At 61.3% G+C, this 16,632-nt stretch carries 10 protein-coding genes, 2 tRNA genes and 2 rRNA genes (1 of these 14 running past the window's edge); 1 reads left to right on the forward strand and 13 read right to left on the reverse strand.

All coding sequences use genetic code 11. The features are described from left to right. From DAUD_RS06905 to tyrS, 6 genes are all read right to left on the reverse strand, one after another. Window positions 1-36 (reverse strand): 23S ribosomal RNA (locus DAUD_RS06905) (it extends 3,340 nt beyond the left edge of the window). 53 nt (window positions 37-89) lie between these two features. Continuing rightward, window positions 90-164: transfer RNA gene (locus DAUD_RS06910), tRNA-Ala, on the reverse strand. Between the two features lie 137 nt (window positions 165-301). Continuing rightward, window positions 302-378, reverse strand: a tRNA-Ile gene (locus tag DAUD_RS06915). Between the two features lie 42 nt (window positions 379-420). Further along, window positions 421-2,119, reverse strand: a 16S ribosomal RNA gene (locus DAUD_RS06920). The 16S and 23S rRNA genes sit together here with 2 tRNA genes alongside, the layout of an rRNA operon. 296 nt (window positions 2,120-2,415) lie before the next feature. Further along, on the reverse strand, window positions 2,416-3,087 hold the full coding sequence (gene yunB / locus DAUD_RS06925; RefSeq protein ID WP_012302461.1) for a sporulation protein YunB: 672 nt from the start codon (window positions 3,085-3,087) through the stop codon (window positions 2,416-2,418). Between the two features lie 520 nt (window positions 3,088-3,607). Further along, the gene (gene tyrS / locus DAUD_RS06930; RefSeq protein ID WP_041570864.1) at window positions 3,608-4,822 is read right to left on the reverse strand and encodes a tyrosine--tRNA ligase; all 1,215 of its coding nucleotides are present in this window, start codon (window positions 4,820-4,822) and stop codon (window positions 3,608-3,610) included. A gap of 217 nt (window positions 4,823-5,039) precedes the next feature. Here tyrS and DAUD_RS06935 point away from each other — a divergent pair, with 217 nt between their 5' ends. Next, on the forward strand, window positions 5,040-7,337 hold the full coding sequence (locus DAUD_RS06935) for a transglycosylase domain-containing protein (RefSeq protein ID WP_012302463.1): 2,298 nt from the start codon (window positions 5,040-5,042) through the stop codon (window positions 7,335-7,337). 148 nt (window positions 7,338-7,485) lie between these two features. On the opposite strand, the gene DAUD_RS06940 is transcribed toward DAUD_RS06935, so the two are convergent. From DAUD_RS06940 to zapA, 7 genes are all read right to left on the reverse strand, one after another. Further along, entirely contained in the window at window positions 7,486-8,670 is a 1,185-nt protein-coding gene (locus DAUD_RS06940) for a SufB/SufD family protein (RefSeq protein ID WP_012302464.1), read from the reverse strand. Between the two features lie 30 nt (window positions 8,671-8,700). Continuing rightward, a complete protein-coding gene (locus DAUD_RS06945; RefSeq protein ID WP_012302465.1) occupies window positions 8,701-9,456 on the reverse strand; it encodes an ABC transporter ATP-binding protein in 756 nt (251 codons plus the stop codon). Beyond that, entirely contained in the window at window positions 9,449-10,315 is an 867-nt protein-coding gene (locus DAUD_RS06950; protein ID WP_320408580.1) for a damage-control phosphatase ARMT1 family protein, read from the reverse strand. The genes DAUD_RS06945 and DAUD_RS06950 overlap by 8 nt, the downstream gene beginning before the upstream one ends. 13 nt (window positions 10,316-10,328) lie before the next feature. Next, on the reverse strand, window positions 10,329-12,677 hold the full coding sequence (locus DAUD_RS06955) for an endonuclease MutS2 (protein WP_166485237.1): 2,349 nt from the start codon (window positions 12,675-12,677) through the stop codon (window positions 10,329-10,331). Window positions 12,678-12,685: 8 nt separating this feature from the next. Continuing rightward, window positions 12,686-15,202, reverse strand: coding sequence for a U32 family peptidase (locus tag DAUD_RS06960; protein ID WP_012302468.1), 2,517 nt, complete (start codon window positions 15,200-15,202; stop codon window positions 12,686-12,688). 26 nt (window positions 15,203-15,228) lie between these two features. Further along, window positions 15,229-16,191 (reverse strand): hypothetical protein, encoded by a 963-nt coding sequence (locus tag DAUD_RS06965; protein ID WP_012302469.1) that lies wholly within the window; start codon window positions 16,189-16,191, stop codon window positions 15,229-15,231. Between the two features lie 162 nt (window positions 16,192-16,353). After that, a complete protein-coding gene (gene zapA, locus DAUD_RS06970; protein ID WP_012302470.1) occupies window positions 16,354-16,623 on the reverse strand; it encodes a cell division protein ZapA in 270 nt (89 codons plus the stop codon). Window positions 16,624-16,632 lie beyond the last annotated feature (9 nt).

The raw sequence follows: 16,632 nt of genomic DNA on the forward strand, positions 1-16,632 counted from the left end.
CCAAGGCATCCACCGTACGCCCTTAATAACTTGATCTTGTAGTACCACGCTGTGCAGTTTTCAAAGAACAGCGAGAAACCTTTTGAAACTGGTGGAGATGAGCGGATTCGAACCGCCGACCCCCTGGTTGCAAACCAGGTGCTCTCCCGCTGAGCTACATCCCCAAAAAGGAGGTCTGATACCTGAAGTCGGATGTCAGAGTGCATTGGAATGACTGAACTACTACATAGTTCGGAACTGGCCCCGCCAGTTCCCTCTTATTGTCTCCGACTTCTGACCTCCGGCCTCTGACTTCTACTTTTGGTGGGCCCAGGTAGACTCGAACTACCGACCTCACGCTTATCAGGCGTGCGCTCTGACCACCTGAGCTATGGGCCCGGGGTCTCTCAAAACCGAACAGTGGTGACAGGTACTCCTTAGAAAGGAGGTGATCCAGCCGCACGTTCCCGTACGGCTACCTTGTTACGACTTCACCCCAATCACCGACCCCACCTTAGGCGGCTCCCTCCCATTCGGAAGTCGGAAGCCGGATATCGGATGTCAGATCCGGGCATTCCTTTAGGATCTTTCAGAATCCCTCTTCAAAAACTCCTCTCGACCCCAATGTCCTTCCCAGTCCAACCTCCAACTTCTGACCTCCAACCTCCGAACGGGTTGGGTCACCGACTTCGGGTGTTGCCGACTTTCGTGGTGTGACGGGCGGTGTGTACAAGGCCCGGGAACGCATTCACCGCAGTATGCTGACCTGCGATTACTAGCGATTCCGACTTCATGCAGGCGAGTTGCAGCCTGCAATCCGAACTTGGACCGGCTTTTTGGGATTTGCTCCAGCTCACGCCTTAGCTTCCCGCTGTACCGGCCATTGTAGCACGTGTGTAGCCCAGGGTATAAAGGGCATGATGATTTGACGTCATCCCCACCTTCCTCCGCCTTGTCGACGGCAGTCCCTCTAGAGTGCCCGGCTTAACCCGCTGGCAACTAGAAGTAAGGGTTGCGCTCGTTGCGGGACTTAACCCAACACCTCACGGCACGAGCTGACGACAACCATGCACCACCTGTACCGGCTCCCCGAAGGGTCCTTCGTGTTTCCACTCCGTACCACCGACATGTCAAACCCTGGTAAGGTTCTTCGCGTTGCATCGAATTAAACCACATGCTCCACCGCTTGTGCGGGCCCCCGTCAATTCCTTTGAGTTTCAGTCTTGCGACCGTACTCCCCAGGCGGGGCACTTATTGGGTTACCTACGGCACTGAAGGGTATGAACCCCCCAACACCTAGTGCCCATCGTTTACAGCTAGGACTACCAGGGTATCTAATCCTGTTTGCTCCCCTAGCTTTCGCGCCTCAGCGTCAGGACCAGGCCAGAAAGCCGCCTTCGCCACTGGTGTTCCTCCTGATATCTACGCATTTCACCGCTACACCAGGAATTCCGCTTCCCTCTCCTGTCCTCAAGCCCAATGGTTTCGCAGGCAGTTCCACGGTTGAGCCGCGGGATTTCACCTGCGACTTCTCAAGCCGCCTACGCGCCCTTTACGCCCAGTGATTCCGGACAACGCTCGCCCCCTACGTATTACCGCGGCTGCTGGCACGTAGTTAGCCGGGGCTTATTCCTGAGGTACCGTCAACCCAACCCGCTATTAACAGGCCGGACGTTCTTCCCCCAGAAAAGAGGTTTACAACCCGAAGGCCTTCGTCCCTCACGCGGCGTCGCTCCGTCAGGCTTGCGCCCATTGCGGAAGATTCCCCACTGCTGCCTCCCGTAGGAGTCTGGGCCGTGTCTCAGTCCCAGTGTGGCCGACCACCCTCTCAGGCCGGCTACCCATCGTCGCCTTGGTGGGCCGTTACCCCACCAACAAGCTAATGGGACGTGAACTCATCGACAAGCGCCAGCATATCCAGAGGCCGACTTTCCTCCACCAACGATGCCGCCGGTGGAGATTATCCGGTATTAGCACCAGTTTCCCGGTGTTGTCCCAGTCTTGCCGGTAGATTGTTCACGCATTACTCACCCGTCCGCCGCTCTTGAGAAGTGAGATGCTCACCTCTCAATCGCACGACTTGCATGTGTTAGGCACGCCGCCAGCGTTCGTCCTGAGCCAGGATCAAACTCTCCATAAATAGCTCAAAACCTTACCTGATTCACCACTGTTCAGTTTTCAAAGACCGTTTTCCGTGCGCGCCGTCCCGACGGCGCAACAAGGTTCATTGTATCACTCGGGAAGGGCTGAATCAACTACTGCTTTCTGGTACTCTGAGGAATTATTACCGTACCTCCCGAGCAAGTCTAAATATAGCATATGCGCGAAGCCAGTGTCAACACTCCTCGAGGATGTTCTTCACCGTCCCCTTACTGTTCTCTTGCGTTTCTTACATCTTTTATTTTATTAATGCATGACGGCAAACGACTTTATGCACTAGCGCGAGGCACTCTCGGCCATCTTGAACAGCCCGGTGCCCAAAAGACCTCCGTCCAGGGTAACGAAGGTGTCCGGTACCTCGCCGATGATGATGTTTTCGACCAGGGGCACCCGGGTGGCAATTTGTACCTCGGTCTGCTGCCACGGCACCGCAATCCGGACGTACGTGTCGAGATCCAGGTATATACGGTGGCGCGTCTGGTTGATCCCCGCCGCCTCGAACCGGTCCACCATATTGACTTTTACGGCGCCGACCGGGATGATGCGCACCGGAATGCCCGGCCCATAGGTCGCCAAAAGTTGGCTGCCCAATACCTGGCCGACCGGAATCGCGAAACTCTGGCGTTCGAGCCCGACCATGGCGTTCTCCGAGGCCAGCGCGAACTCGGCAGCCAGTTCCGTGATCTTGAGCGTGTTGGCCTGCATCATCACGATGCGTCCGTTGTTGTCCAGGTGCAGCCGAACCAGATCCTGATAGTCGATCCCGCTCCGGCTCAGGTATTCACGGACCGCGCCGTTCACCGTGGTCACCGCCGTCTGCACCGCCCGCGCCTTGGCAATGGCCAGGATGGTTGGGAAGAGGGTCCGCTCGGCGGCAAGCACCGTCACAATAAGGACGACCAACAAGAGCAGGCAGCGAACCGAACGGTTCCGGCGCTTTCGGAACACATACCCCTCCCCCTTCGACTTACACTATAGTCAGCATATGCTTGAGAGGAGTTGAAAATGCGCTTTAGGCCAGTCGGCCCATCAGGGTCGGAGGGTGCAACAGGGAACGGTTCTCTGTTGCATAACCAAACAGTTACCTGTTTGGCCCCTAGGCTGGCTACCGGCGGTTGGCTAGACCTTACCGGGGTAGGGTTCACATCTAACTTTATAACACGACTTTCAAATTCTACCACATCTGGCGCCTCTACCGCTGTACGGTTCACATCTAACTTTATAACACGACTTTGCTCGGCCGCACTGTTTGATACCTTTTCCGGAACTCTCTTTACTCCTAGACCAGGTTAAAGGCCGGGTGACGCTGCGCCTGCGGCTCAAAGCATTGGGCCCCTTTCCCTAAGAAGACTTTCTTAGATCAGGAGTCTTCCCCGCAATCCGCCACTCATCCACAAACAAAAAAACGCCCGGTGTGGGCGTTTTGCTGAACCTGATGGTTCGGCGCCGGTTTTGTTTCGCCTGAATCTCACAGGAGGCGGGTGAACTTTCGCCGTCCCACCCGGATGATCATTCCGGTGCGAGGCGTGATTTCATTCTCGTCAACCACCCGCTGCTCGTCTACCTTGACGGCACCCTGCCCGATCAGCCGGCGCGCCTCGCTCGTGCTTGAGCACAGCCCGGCCAGCACCAACAGCTTGGGCAGCCAAATCCGGCCGCCGGTGAGCGCGCCGGCCGGCACGGGGAAGTCGGGGATGTCGGTGGGCAGCTCCCGCTGCTGAAATACTTTGCGGAACTCGTCCTCCGCAACGGCGGCCGCTTTTTTACCGTGGTATGTTTCCACAACGGTACGCGCCAGGCGCATCTTTAAGTCCCGGGGATGAACCGTCCCGGTCTCAAGGCCGGTTTTCAAGGCCCGCAGTTCCTCCAGGGAAACGGGCGTGACCAGCTCGAAGTAGCGCACCATCAGGTCGTCGCTCAAGGACATCAATTTGCCGTACATCTCTTCCGGCGGTTCGGTGATGCCGATGTAATTGCCTAGGCTCTTGCTCATCTTGTGAACCCCGTCCAGGCCCTCCAGGAGGGGTGTGGTGAGAGCGACCTGGGGTTCCTGGCCGTATTCCTTCTGAAGGGTGCGGCCCATGAGCAGGTTGAATTTCTGGTCGGTTCCGCCCAGCTCGACGTCGGCCTTCAGCGCCACCGAGTCGTAGCCTTGCATTAGAGGGTAGAAGAACTCGTGAATGCTGATCGGCAAGCCCCCGTGAAAACGCTTCGCGAAGTCGTCGCGCTCCAGCATTCGGGCCACCGTGTATTTGGAGGCCAGTTCAAGCACCGCGGCGAAGTCCAGAGGGGCCAGCCATTCGCTGTTGAAGCGGACCCGGGTGCGGTTAGGGTCGAGAATCTTGAAAACCTGGGCCTCATAGGTGCGGGCGTTGGCCATTACCTCTTCCCCGGTCAGCGGCTTCCGGGTCTCGGTCTTGCCCGATGGGTCACCCACCCGGGCCGTGTAATCGCCGAGCACCAGCGTCACCTGGTGGCCCAGATCCTGAAAGTGTCTCAGCTTGTGCAGCACCACGGTGTGACCCAGATGAATGTCCGGGGCCGTGGGGTCAAGCCCCAGCTTGACCTGCAGGGGGCGCCCGGTGGCCAGGGAACGGCGGAGCTTTTCCTTCAGTTCGTCCTCGGGGATGATCTCGACCGCGCCCCTTCTGATGATTTCCAGTTGCCTGTCCAGCTCCGACATGCAGATGAAACCCCCAACGACAGAATGATAGGCATCTCCCACCAACAATAGCTTGTCCGGATGAACATCTTCTCCCCACACCACCTTTTTCCCTGCCGAATGGTTTATTCAGGATGAGCCCAATAATCACGGACCTAGTGACAATGTGCAAATTGCTTGTGATATAATGCAGAAAGCAAGTGCGGTCGGAGTTCAAAACCAGTCGAGGAGGACCACTATGCCCCGCAAGAAACAAAGGGAACGGAGGCTGAACTGGTTTCGCCTTCTTATCGTGCTGGTGGCCGCGGGAATGCTCCTTGGCGGCTTGGCGGCCTTCGGCCTGGTGGTGGTCAGCCTGAAGGACCTCCCCACCTGGGATCCGGCAGCCCTGCAGCCCAACAACGCCACCCTGATCTATGACGTTCACGGTAACCTGGTGACCGAGATCGGGCTGGAGAACCGGATTCCGGTGGACATCGGGGATATCCCGCCCCACGTGAAAAAGGCTTTCCTGGCTGCCGAGGACGTCCGTTTCTACCAGCACTACGGGGTGGACCCGCGCGCCATCGCCCGGGCGGTCTGGGCCAACGTGACCGGCAGCTTCGGTGAGCAGGGCGGAAGCACCATCACCCAGCAGTTGGTCAAGAACTGCTTTTTGAGCTTTGATAAAACCTTGAAACGCAAGATCCAGGAAGCCTTTCTGGCCATCCAGGTTGAACGGCATTACGCCAAGGATGAGATTCTCCAGATGTACCTCAACTGGGTCTACTTCGGCGAAGGGGCTTACGGAATAGAAGCGGCGGCCCGGACCTACTTCGGTAAGTCGGTGTCCGAACTCGACTTGTCTGAAGCGGCCACTCTGGCCGGACTGCTCAAAGGGCCCTCTATTTACTCGCCCTACCGCGACCTGCAGGCGGCCACCAACCGGCGCAATACCATCCTGGACCTGATGTGGCGTTACGAGTTTGTCGGCCGGGCGGAAGCCGAGGAGGCCAAAGCCAAGCCGATTGAACTGGGAAAGCCGGTAGCGGCCGATAACCCCGGTCCAAGCTATCCTTACCCCCACTTCGTGGACCACGTCACCGACGTCCTGGTGGACAAATACGGTGAGGCAAGGGTCTTTAAGGAAGGCCTGCGGGTTTACACCACGCTTGATCCGAAAATCCAGCGGGCGGCGGAGGAAGCACTGAACAACGAGAACAATTACCCCGCAACCAAAAGAGACGAACACGGCGTTCTGCAACCCCAGGCCGCCATGGTGGTGCTTGACCCGACCAACGGTTATATCAAGGCCATCGTCGGCGGACGGGAGCACACCCAGTTGCGGCAGTGGAACCGCGCCACCCGTACCCAGCCTCAGCCCGGATCGGCCTTCAAGCCGATTATCGCCTACGGTCCGGCCATAGAATATCTGGGCATGTCGCCGGCCTCCGTACTGGATGATATCCCGATCAAATATCCCAACTGGACCCCCAGGAACTACGACGGCGGCTACCGGGGTCTGGTCACCATGCGCACGGCCCTGGCCTATTCGGTGAACATCCCGGCGGTGAAGACTCTGGAAGCGGTCACGCCGTCCCGCGCAGTGGACTTCGCCAGAAAACTCGGCATTACCACCCTGGAACCCGACCGGCACAACCTGGCAATCGCTTTGGGCGGGCTGACCAACGGGGTCACGCCGCTGCAAATGGCCGGCGCTTACGGCGCCTTTGCCAATCAGGGAGTGTACATTGAACCCACCGCGATCACCCGGGTCGAAGATATCCGGGGCCGACTCCTGGAGGAACACATCCCGGTAAAGACTCAGGCCATGAAGCCGACCACCGCCTACCTGATTACCGACATGCTACGTACCGCCGTCACCAGCGGCACCGGGCGGAACGCGCGGCTCGCCGACCGGCCGGTGGCCGGCAAGACCGGAACGACCGACCATGAAACCAGTATCTGGTTCTGCGGCTATACTCCCAATCTGGTCGGGGTGGTGTGGATGGGTCATGACAACCATAAGGACCGCCTGCCACGCGGTTCGGTCGGCGGCGGTCACCCGGCCGCGATCTGGCGCCAGGTGATGGGCAAAGCGCTCGCGGGCACACCGGTCCGGGATTTCCCGCAGCCGCCCGGGATCGTTACCGCCACGGTGGACAGCAAATCGGGCCTGCTGCCCGGCCCGCTCACCCCGCCGGACCACCAGGTAACCGATATCTTTGAACGCGGGACCGTGCCCACCGAGTACGACGACGTCCACGTCCTGGTTGAAATCTGCCCCTCCACCGGCTTGCTGGCCGGGCAGTACTGTCCGGACCGCATCACCAGGGTGATGGTCGATGTCGGCTATGACGTGCCCGAGATAGTCAAGGACTACAACATCCGGGTGCCCAGAAAGACGTGCGCTTTGCACGACCGAGAAACCGTTTTCAACCCGCCGCTGGACTTCTGGCCGCCCAACGGCGGTCAGCAACCTGAAACCCCGGTGCCGACGATGATGAACTACGCCCGACCGCAATGTTTCTTCGGAAGCAACCGCGGCAGACACTGAGGGGGTCAAACCTTTAGTTTCTTAGTTGCAGAGACTTATGACATAAGGTTGTAAAACAAGGTCCCGGCCCGGGGCCGCAACTTCAATTCGCCCTCAGAGCGGACTGTTTTCAGAATATTTCGCAACTGAGAAACTAAAGGTTTAACCCCTACATGATGCTCTCCTGGCTCTGTCTGATCGCCTCGTCGATCCGGGCCTGAAGCTCTTCCGGCAGTCCGTCCATTTTCACGTTCAAGAAGCCGCGGACGATGGTCGCCCTGGCCTCGTCCTCGTCCAGTCCACGGGCCATGAGGTATTCAATCTCCTCCGGTGCGATCTTGCCGACGGCCGCTTCGTGGGACATCTCCGCGCCCTCCACCCGGGCTTCCAGCTCGGGAATAGCATGGATCAGACCCCGAGGGGTGAGCAACAGGCCATGACACTCCAAGTGGGCCTTCACTCCCGGCACTTCACCCACCAGGCGGCCCCGGTTGATTACGTCGCCGCCGGTGGTCACCGTGCGGGCGATCACTTCGGCCCGGGCCTCCGGTGCCTGCAAGAAGACCCGGGAGCCCACGTCCATAAAGCTTCCCGGCGTACCCACCAAAATGGTGTTTGAGCGGACCAGCGCCCCCCGTCCAGCCAGGTACAGCGCCGGGTTCATCTGCAGGTAAGCCACCGGCACCAGACAGACATAGTTCTGCAGAAAAGTCCCGCCCTCTTCGATCCGGGCCGCACTACGGGGGAGAACGTGCATTCTCTCGGCCCAGTTATGGATCATGGTGAAGGTCAGCTTGGCGTTCTTTTTGACGTAGAACTCCGATATGCCGATGTGCATTCCGTGTTTGACTTCGCGGGAACTGACACAGCCGGTGATGATATTCAGTTCGGCGCCCTCTTCGACGATGATGATATTGTGCACCGCCTGGGCCAGACCCTCCTGGGCGATATAAAGACAGGCCTGAAGCGGATAGGTGGCTTTGGCACCGGCCAGGGCACGGATGAAATACCCGTGGCGGGAGCGCTCGTAGGCATGCCTGGTGTACTCGTCCGCATCCGGAGGCACCATTTTCCACCGGTATTCCTTGTCCACCCAGTCGTACCGCTGCCGGGCCTGGTCCGTGCTAAGCACCTCCAGACCTTCTTGGTTCACGGCGGCGTGCACCAGCGAGTGGTCCGCCTGCAAAAACGTGCCGGCCCGTTCAGCCTCGTCCCCCAGCACCACGCCGGTCTCCAGCAGGCGCCCGGCATCGATCAACCCCGCGAGGTCCGGCGCCCCCAGGAAGTCCGCATAAGCGTGTTCCCGCGCCTCATGCTTAAACTTGTCCGGCGTTAATCTTTCTGTTTTCGGCATAGCTTATCTCCCCGTCCTAGTATTAGAATACTAGACTACGCACCGTACACACTCGCCGTAGCCGACCTTCTGGATGCACTTGAAAAGCTCTAGCGGGTTACCCTCACAGGACAGCCGCCCCTGGTACAGCACGTGACCCACGTCCGCGTTGACGTAATTCAGGATGTGGCCGGTGTGGGTAATCACCAGGCCCGCCTTGTGTCTCTGCTCACGCTTGACCTTACGCGGGCGGTGGTTTGTGTCCGGAATGTCGCGATCCAAGAGCTGGTTGATGGTGTTGCCCACCAAAGCCAAATTCTCCACGTCTACGCCGGACTCAGGCTCGTCCAGCAACAAGAATTCCGGATCCTGGGCCAAAAGTTGCAGTAGTTCCGACCGCTTCAGCTCCCCGCCGGAAAAACCATGGTTGACCTCCCGATCAAGAAAGCGGGAAAAATTCAGGCGCTCGGCCATTTCATCCGCGTCTGCTTCGCCATGGGAACAAATCCCCACCATATCCCGCATGGTCAGGCCCCTGATAGTGGGGGGGCGCTGGAAAGACAGACCGATCCCAAGCCTGGCCCGCTCGTACACCGGCAGATAGGTAATGTCATTCCCCTTGAAGATTATCCGTCCGTTGAGCACTTTGAAGCGCGCGAATCCCATGAGCGTGCCCAAAAGCGTGGACTTGCCCGACCCGTTGGGGCCGAACAGCACGTGGATCTCACCCGGATTGATGGTCAAATCTATCTGGTCCAGAATGATCTTCCCGTCTACGGCCACCGTAAGGTCTTGAACCTTAAGCATCGGGTCTACCTCCTTTGCCGCCGAAAGCGGCCACAAAACTGTCCCTGGGCACTCCCAGCGACCTGGCCACCGGATCACACTTGGCCATCAGCAGAAAGAACACCCGGTGACCGGCAGCCATTTCGGAGAGGGTTTCGTAGTTGCCCATCCCCTTGGCCAGGATAAGGTCGGCCTGGTCAAAAGCGTTCCGGAAACCCGGCGAAACAAGTTCCAGGTCCACTCCGGGGGTGTCCGTGCCCGTAGTTATAATATTCGGCATTTGCGGGGCAAAGCCTGCCCGCGAAATGTCGTCCGCGGTAAGATCGTTCTGCACCGGCCCGTCCTTAACCACGTAAGTGACCGAAGTCCGCCCGGCCAGATACCTGAAAAGCGGATAGTCAAAGTACAGTTCGCCGGCGTTGTCGGCCAGGTACAGCACCTGCCGCGCCCCGTCCAGCCTCTGTTCAAAAGCACTGACCTCGTCCCGGTACAATTTCGCTGGCCGGGCCAGTTCGGCCTCATCGAGCTCCCGGAAGAAATCGACCGCGTTTCCCAACACCGCCAGTCGCATCAAACCGGCCAGGTCACCGGCGAACCGGGCCTGCAAATCGGTGATAAGCCTTGCGGCCACAGCCATCTCCCGGTCCTTGACCGTCCGGAACGGGTCCGGGTTGCCGGTAATCTCCCTGACCACCCGTTGCGCTTCCCCCGCGATCTGTGTCGGCACCCGCCCACGGGCAAAGTCCCGGTCGAGAATCGCCAAACCCTCCCGGACGGCGTGTGCGCGCCGCTCCGGGTCAGAAGTGGCCAATTCAGCCGTCTTCCGAATCAGGCCTATCAAACAATTATAACACTCCTGCGCCGGACGCACAAACCTCACACCCCGTATCGGCTTAAAACTCGACCACGGTCACTCCGAGACCGCCCTCACCCCTGTCACCCAGGCGGAACGACCGAATGCGGCCGTCCCCCTTCAGGTGGTTCTGAACCGCAGCCCGGAGCACTCCGGTGCCCAGCCCGTGGATAATGTAGGCGCGCTGGAGGCCGGCCAGGATCGCTGCGTCCAGGTACTTCTCCAGTTCGGACAGCGCCTCCTCGGCGTGCAGGCCGCGCAGGTCCAATTCGGTGCGCACATCGTCCCGAGTTTTTTGCACCACGACCGTCCCGGCGTTGGGAGCCGTGCTGTGGGGAGCAGGAATCATGCGGCGCACCTCGGCCAGCGGCAGGTTCACCTTGACGGAGCCCACCTGGACCTGCACCTCACCATCCCGGGAAGGACCCAGGGTTACGCCCTGCTGGCTGAAACGCGGGATGAAAACCGCCTCCCCGCCATCCAGCCGCTCCGGCTCCCCTTCCACCGTCTCCGGCACTGCCGGATCAGGAAGGCCGGCGCCGAGCTCATCGATCCTCGCGCGGGCCTGCTGGATAGCCTGCTCCTTCTCCCGGTTCGTTCCGGCGTTGATCTGGCGACGCAGCTCCCGGACGATTTCCTCGCCCTCCCGGCGCACCTGCCGGATCAATTCCTGCGCCTCCCGGGCCGCCCGCTCCCGGAGCGCCGTTTTCTTATCTAACAGGCTAGCCAGTTCCGCCTCGTAACGTTGCTTCAGTATGGACGCTTCGCGGGCCTCCTTCCGGGCCTCCTCCCGCTGGCGTTCGGCCTCCTGCCGGCTCTCTTCCAACTGCCGCAGCAGTTCGGCCGTCTGCCGCTGCTCCGGAGCCAGGAACTCGCGCGCCCGGGAGACGATCGATTCCGGCATCCCCAGGCGCAGGGCGATCTCGAAGGCGTAGCTCCGTCCTGGCCGGCCGGTGACTAGGCGGAAAGTGGGTTCGAGGGTGTCCAGATCGAACTCGACGCTGGCGTTTTCCACCCGGTCCCGCCCCGTGGCGAACTCCTTCAACTCCCCGTAGTGGGTGGTGACCACCCCCCGCGTCCCCCGGCGGTGGAGTTCATTCAAGATCGCCTGGGCGAGCGCTGCGCCCTCGGTCGGATCGGTACCGGTGCCTAACTCGTCGATCAGCACCAAGCTCTTCGCCCCAACCTGCCCGATGATGTCCACCAGGTTCGCCATGTGGGACGAAAAGGTGCTCAAGGAGTTCTCGATACTCTGCTCATCGCCGATATCGGCGAATACCCTGTCAAAGAGCCCCACCGCACAGGATGAAGCGGGCACGTGCAGGCCCGCCTGCGCCATCAACACTAAAAGACCGATGGTCTTCAAAGCCACCGTTTTGCCTCCCGTGTTCGGCCCGGTGAGCACCAGCAGGTCAAAATCCCGGCCCACGCGCCCGTCGATCGGCACCACGTTTCCGCGGATCAGGGGGTGCCGGGCCCGGCTGAACTCCAGGAAAGCCCCGTCTTCCAGCAGGGGCGGCACGGCCGCCATCTGCCGGCTCAAGCGGGCCTTCGCCAGTACAAAATCAAAGTGTCCGAGTTGATCCACCGCGGGCAGGATCTCGTCGGCGGCTTGGGCCACCGCCGTGGACAGTTCGGTCAGAATCTTCAGTATCTCCTGCTTCTCGGCCGCCTCGAGCCGGCGGAGTTCATTGTTCTTGTCGACCACGGCCATCGGTTCGATGAACAGGGTGGCTCCACTGGCCGACTGGTCATGCACCAAACCGGGCACCTGGTTCCGGTATTCAATCTTCACCGGGACCACGTAACGGCCTTCCCGGATGGTGATAATCGGCTCCTGGAGGTACTTCTGCTGGGCAAGTGAGCGGACCAGGCGCTCCAGCTGCTCCCGCACCTGGAGGCGGCCCGCCTGGAGGCGGCGGCGCAGGTCGGCCAGACGAGCGGACGCGCCGTCGGCCACTTCTCCCCCGGGCAGGATGCTCTCCACCAGCCGCTTTTCGAGCTCGGGGAACACAGGCATCGTGCCGGCCAAGCCGGCCAGCAGCGGGTAGCGGTCCCGGCGGTCCATTAGAAACTTCTTCTGGGTTCGGATCGCGGCCAGCGTCTGCCCGATCTGAAATAAGGGCCCCCCGTCCAGCACCTGACCCCGCGCCGCCCGGCGCACCGGTTCACGGACGTCGTGCCAGCCGCCGAAATCGGCATTAGGTTCCAGCCGCAGGATGTTGTACCCTTCGTCTGTTTCGGCCTGCAAACGGCGCACTTCATCAAGGCCCGCCGCGGGCCTCAAAGCCCGTGCCCGCTCCCGGCCCAGGGGTGAGAGGGTCTGTCCGGCCAACCGTTCCAGGACCTTGTCGAATTCGAGCCGGCCCAGTGTTTTCTCACTCGCCACCGTCAATTTCAGAGCACCCCGCGAAAATAGTGTCCGGTCGTCAGCCCCTGGGGGCTGAGTCTCTCCAGGCGTTCCCGGTAGTGGGAAGGCACCTGCCACTCCGGCCCCCGGATCCGGCTGTTGTCGATGACTTCCCGGTAGATCCCGACCACACCACCCACGTAATCGGCGTCACGGAGCCGGCCTTCCACCCGGAGCACTGCGACCCCGCACCGGATCAACTCGGGTACCTGGTCAACCACGCAAAGGTCCTTCACATTGAAAACGTGCATCCGGCAATCGTGGTCCACACCCACCGGAAACCGCAGGCCCAACCGGTCCTCGAGGGCGAAACGCCCGGCCCGGCACGGTACGGAACACCGGTTCCCATCCCCGGGGCCGAGCACCCCGCCCACCACGCAGTATTCGGAGACCAGTACCGGCAGGGCGCCGTGTACCAGGACCTCCACCGGAACCAGAGCCTTGCCCGTTATCTCCCGGATCTGATCCAGGGTCAGTTCGGGGGACAATGTCACCCCGGCGGCTCCCAGTCCAGCGAAAAGGGACACGGTCAAGCTGTTGAAAATGTTCAGCGGGAAGTCAGCCAGCAGCCGCCGCTGCGTGCCAGTCAGCCGGAAAACCCCCGGGTTTCCGGCCAGTACCCCGCACGGCCCGGCCGCCTCCAGCAGGCGCTCCCAGCGGGGACGTTCCCGGTCGTGCAGGATCCGGGGGAGCCACAGCACCAGGGTAGCGCCGTGCCGGCGGCACACCGCCGCCGCCTCGCTGACTTCTTCGGTTTCGGGAAACGTCGGCGATCCCAGGCCTTCCCCCGGAAAGTATACCACATCCGCGCCAGCCCCGGCAGCAGCCCGGACTCCGTCCAGGTCCCCCACGGCCGCGGACAACAGGGTCCGCCTTGAATCGGCCCGGGCTTGACTGGCCGTCCGGGCCTGGAGATACGGTCCGACCCGGTCCGCCAGGTCAACGGTGACCGGCGTCGACGGCCTGCTCCGCGCCGCTTTCGCCGCGGCCAGCGTATCCACGGCTTCACGACGGGCTTCGTTGATGTCACTTAAGGGCAGCATGACCTCCCCCTCGATCCGGCATTCCAGCTCCCCCAGGACAAACGGAGTGTTCCCCAACCGGCTCAGTTGCTTTTCGAAAACCGCCGCGGTCAGCGGCCGTTTTTCGGCCCTGACGGCCGGCACCTTGCCTTGTGCCGAGGCCGAAAGGCCTCCGGGGCCGGTGACCGCAAGCTCAAGGGGCAAACCCTCCCGTACCCGGACCTCAAACCGCAGGGGGATGCTTTTTGTCTCCCGCCCCGAGGTAAAACTCTCCCGGGCCCGGCGCTCCAGCCGGGCGTCCACCGTCTTGAAAACGCGATCCCCGGGTCCCACCCGGCCGCCCACGGGCAAAGTGACCTCGGTCCCACCGGACGCCTCCTTCACCAGCCGGCCGTCCACCCTTATTTCCCGCACCGGCGTGGACACCCGGCCGCCCCTGGTAACCCACACTTCAATGGTGTCTCCCACCTGTAGCGGCTCCTCCAGCGCGATTACGGCCGACCCTGTGTCCGGCTCGTAGCGGAGGACCCGGCCCAGGGCCAGACCCCGGTGGTTCGGACGGGTGTAGGCCATCAGCGCCCGCCCGGGCCGGCCGGAGAGATAGCCGGTGGTGTAACCGCGGTTGAAGATCTGGAGCAACTCGCGCCGTTCCTCGGCGGTAATGTCGAAAGCCCCGACCGCCGCACGATCCAAAAGCGTCCGGTACACCCGGACCACGGTCGCCACGTATTCCGGACGGCGCATGCGTCCCTCGATCTTCAGCCCGTCCACCCCAGCCCGGATCAACTCGGGCAATCGCGTGGAGAGGTTCAGGTCCCGGGGGCTCAGGAGATACCGCCCCGGCGGGAGCGGGACAGCCGGTTCCCCGTCCCGGTGCAGCACGTACGGCAGGCGGCAGGGCTGGGCACACCGGCCCCGGTTGCCGCTCCGGGCACCGACCAGGCTCGAGAAAAGACATTGCCCGGAATACGAGATGCAGAGCGCACCGTGGACGAAGACCTCGACCTCCATTCCGGTGTCCCGCTTAAGGCCAGCGATCTCGTCCAGGGACAGTTCCCTGGCCAGTACCACGCGCCGGACACCCAGTTCCTTGAATAGTTCGAGGGTGGGCCGGTTGTGCGCGGTGGTCTGGGTGCTGGCGTGCACGGTCAGGCCGGGCAGCAGATCCGCGATCAGCCGCATCAACCCCAGGTCCTGGACAATAACGGCGTCAACCCCGATGTTGTAGAGGAAACCGAGCAACCGGGCGGCGTCCCCCAATTCCCGCTCCGACACCAGGGTGTTTACGGTCACGTATACTCTCACGTCCCGGACGTGGGCGTAGTCCACCGCCCGGGAGAGTTCCCGCGGTTCAAAGTCGGCTGCTGATTGGCGGGCGCTGAACGCGGTGGCGCCCAGGTAAACGGCGTCAGCCCCGTTCTGGACGGCCGCCGCCAGTGATTCCCAACTGCCGGCCGGGGCAAGCAGTTCCGGCCCGGGCATCTCTCATCCCCCGTGTGCAGGATATTCTACTGTTCCGCCGTGCGGTTCACCCGCAGGAGGCCGGCGCAGGGCACAATCTCAATGCCGCGCCGGACCAGTTCGTCCAGGAAAAGGTTCAGGCCCAGAGAGTCACTGGCCATGTGCCCGGCGACGACCACCTGGATGTGGTTGGCTTCCGCTTCCTTGCGGTGTTTCTCGCTGATGTGCATCACCACCAGGGTGCCCACCCCCGCGGTGGCCAACCGGGCGTAGGCGTCCTCCGAACCCCCGGTGCCGCCGGTCATGTCGACCACTATCTTGCCGGCGCGGCGCTCGGGGCTGCCGATCACAATCGTGGGCCCCGCATTCAAGCGTACGGCCTCCTTGTACTCGGGCACTTCCTTGAGGGTTTTCAGGAGGTCTTTCAAGGTCTCGGGCCGACGTTCGTCCAGGTACTTTTGAAGGAAATCGTTGACCAGATTGTCGGCAGTGGTGTGCAGGCACATAAACGGTATGTCCAGGATCCGAGCCACGTCCACGGCCCGGTTGTGGTTCAGCGGCAGTATACCCCGTTTCACCTCGCTGATCCGCGAGGCCAGGATTCCTTCCGCGACGTTAATGGGTACCCCCAAGCGGGCCAGCACATCTTCCTGAAGGTGCATTACTTCGTGCAGGGAGGCCAGCGCTTTCCCTTCCGGGTGGTGTGTGATCACCAAGTCTATTGATCGGCCTCGTTCCCGCAGCCGGTCGGCCAACAAAAGTTCCCCGACTTCCATGTCCACCCCGGCCAGCACCCGGCGCACCGGCGTTTCGGGGTCGCCGTACAGGATCCGGGTATCGGAGTAGGGGTTCGTCAACCGTTCCTGGTCGAACTCGTCCCGCTCGTCCTCTTTGAGCCCCGCAAAGCGCTCCTTTTCCCGGGCCAGGACTTTTTCCACCCCTTCCAGACCCCGCGGGTCATGTTCCATGCCCCTCTGGACCGCCAACGCATATATCTCGCCGATGTTCATTCCCGAAAGCCCCTCCGTTCCAGAATTTGGCATTTGAAAGAGAAGCCTATGTTTTCCAGGCACTTAAAGCTAGTTTACCCGAAAATACCGACCTTTTTGATAGCCTCAGCAAAAAAGGGGGACACCGCACGCCCCCCCCACTTAGAGTTTCTGAAAAGACTTCTACTTCTTCTTTTCCTTGTCTTCCCCCTCGATCATTTTCACTAGGCCGTCGTAGCTCTCCTGCAGGCGTTTTAACTCGTCCGCCAGGTTGACGGCGGCCAGGACCGCTGCCGTGGTCACCGGGATCCGGGAGTGGCGGTTGCAGATGTCCCGTACCCTCCGGTCAACGTCCTGGGCAATAAAGCGGATGTAGTCCGGGGGCCTGTCCCCCCGAAGTACGTAACGTTCTCCAAAAATTTCAACCTCGACTCTGTTCGTTTGCCCGGCCATCGTATACCC

The sequence above is a fragment of the Candidatus Desulforudis audaxviator MP104C genome (assembly GCF_000018425.1).
GTDB classification, from domain to species: domain Bacteria; phylum Bacillota; class Desulfotomaculia; order Desulfotomaculales; family Desulforudaceae; genus Desulforudis; species Desulforudis audaxviator.

Bases quoted from the DNA above. Each gene is read 5' to 3' on its own strand.
- tyrS (WP_041570864.1), bottom strand. From the start codon at position 4,822: ATGTCGGAGCTGGACAGGCAACTGGAAATCATCAGAAGGGGCGCGGTC.
- DAUD_RS06965 (WP_012302469.1), bottom strand. From the start codon at position 16,191: ATGAACATCGGCGAGATATATGCGTTGGCGGTCCAGAGGGGCATGGAA.
- DAUD_RS06935 (WP_012302463.1), top strand. From the start codon at position 5,040: ATGCCCCGCAAGAAACAAAGGGAACGGAGGCTGAACTGGTTTCGCCTT.
- DAUD_RS06960 (WP_012302468.1), bottom strand. From the start codon at position 15,202: ATGCCCGGGCCGGAACTGCTTGCCCCGGCCGGCAGTTGGGAATCACTG.
- DAUD_RS06940 (WP_012302464.1), bottom strand. From the start codon at position 8,670: ATGCCGAAAACAGAAAGATTAACGCCGGACAAGTTTAAGCATGAGGCG.
- zapA (WP_012302470.1), bottom strand. From the start codon at position 16,623: ATGGCCGGGCAAACGAACAGAGTCGAGGTTGAAATTTTTGGAGAACGT.
- DAUD_RS06945 (WP_012302465.1), bottom strand. From the start codon at position 9,456: ATGCTTAAGGTTCAAGACCTTACGGTGGCCGTAGACGGGAAGATCATT.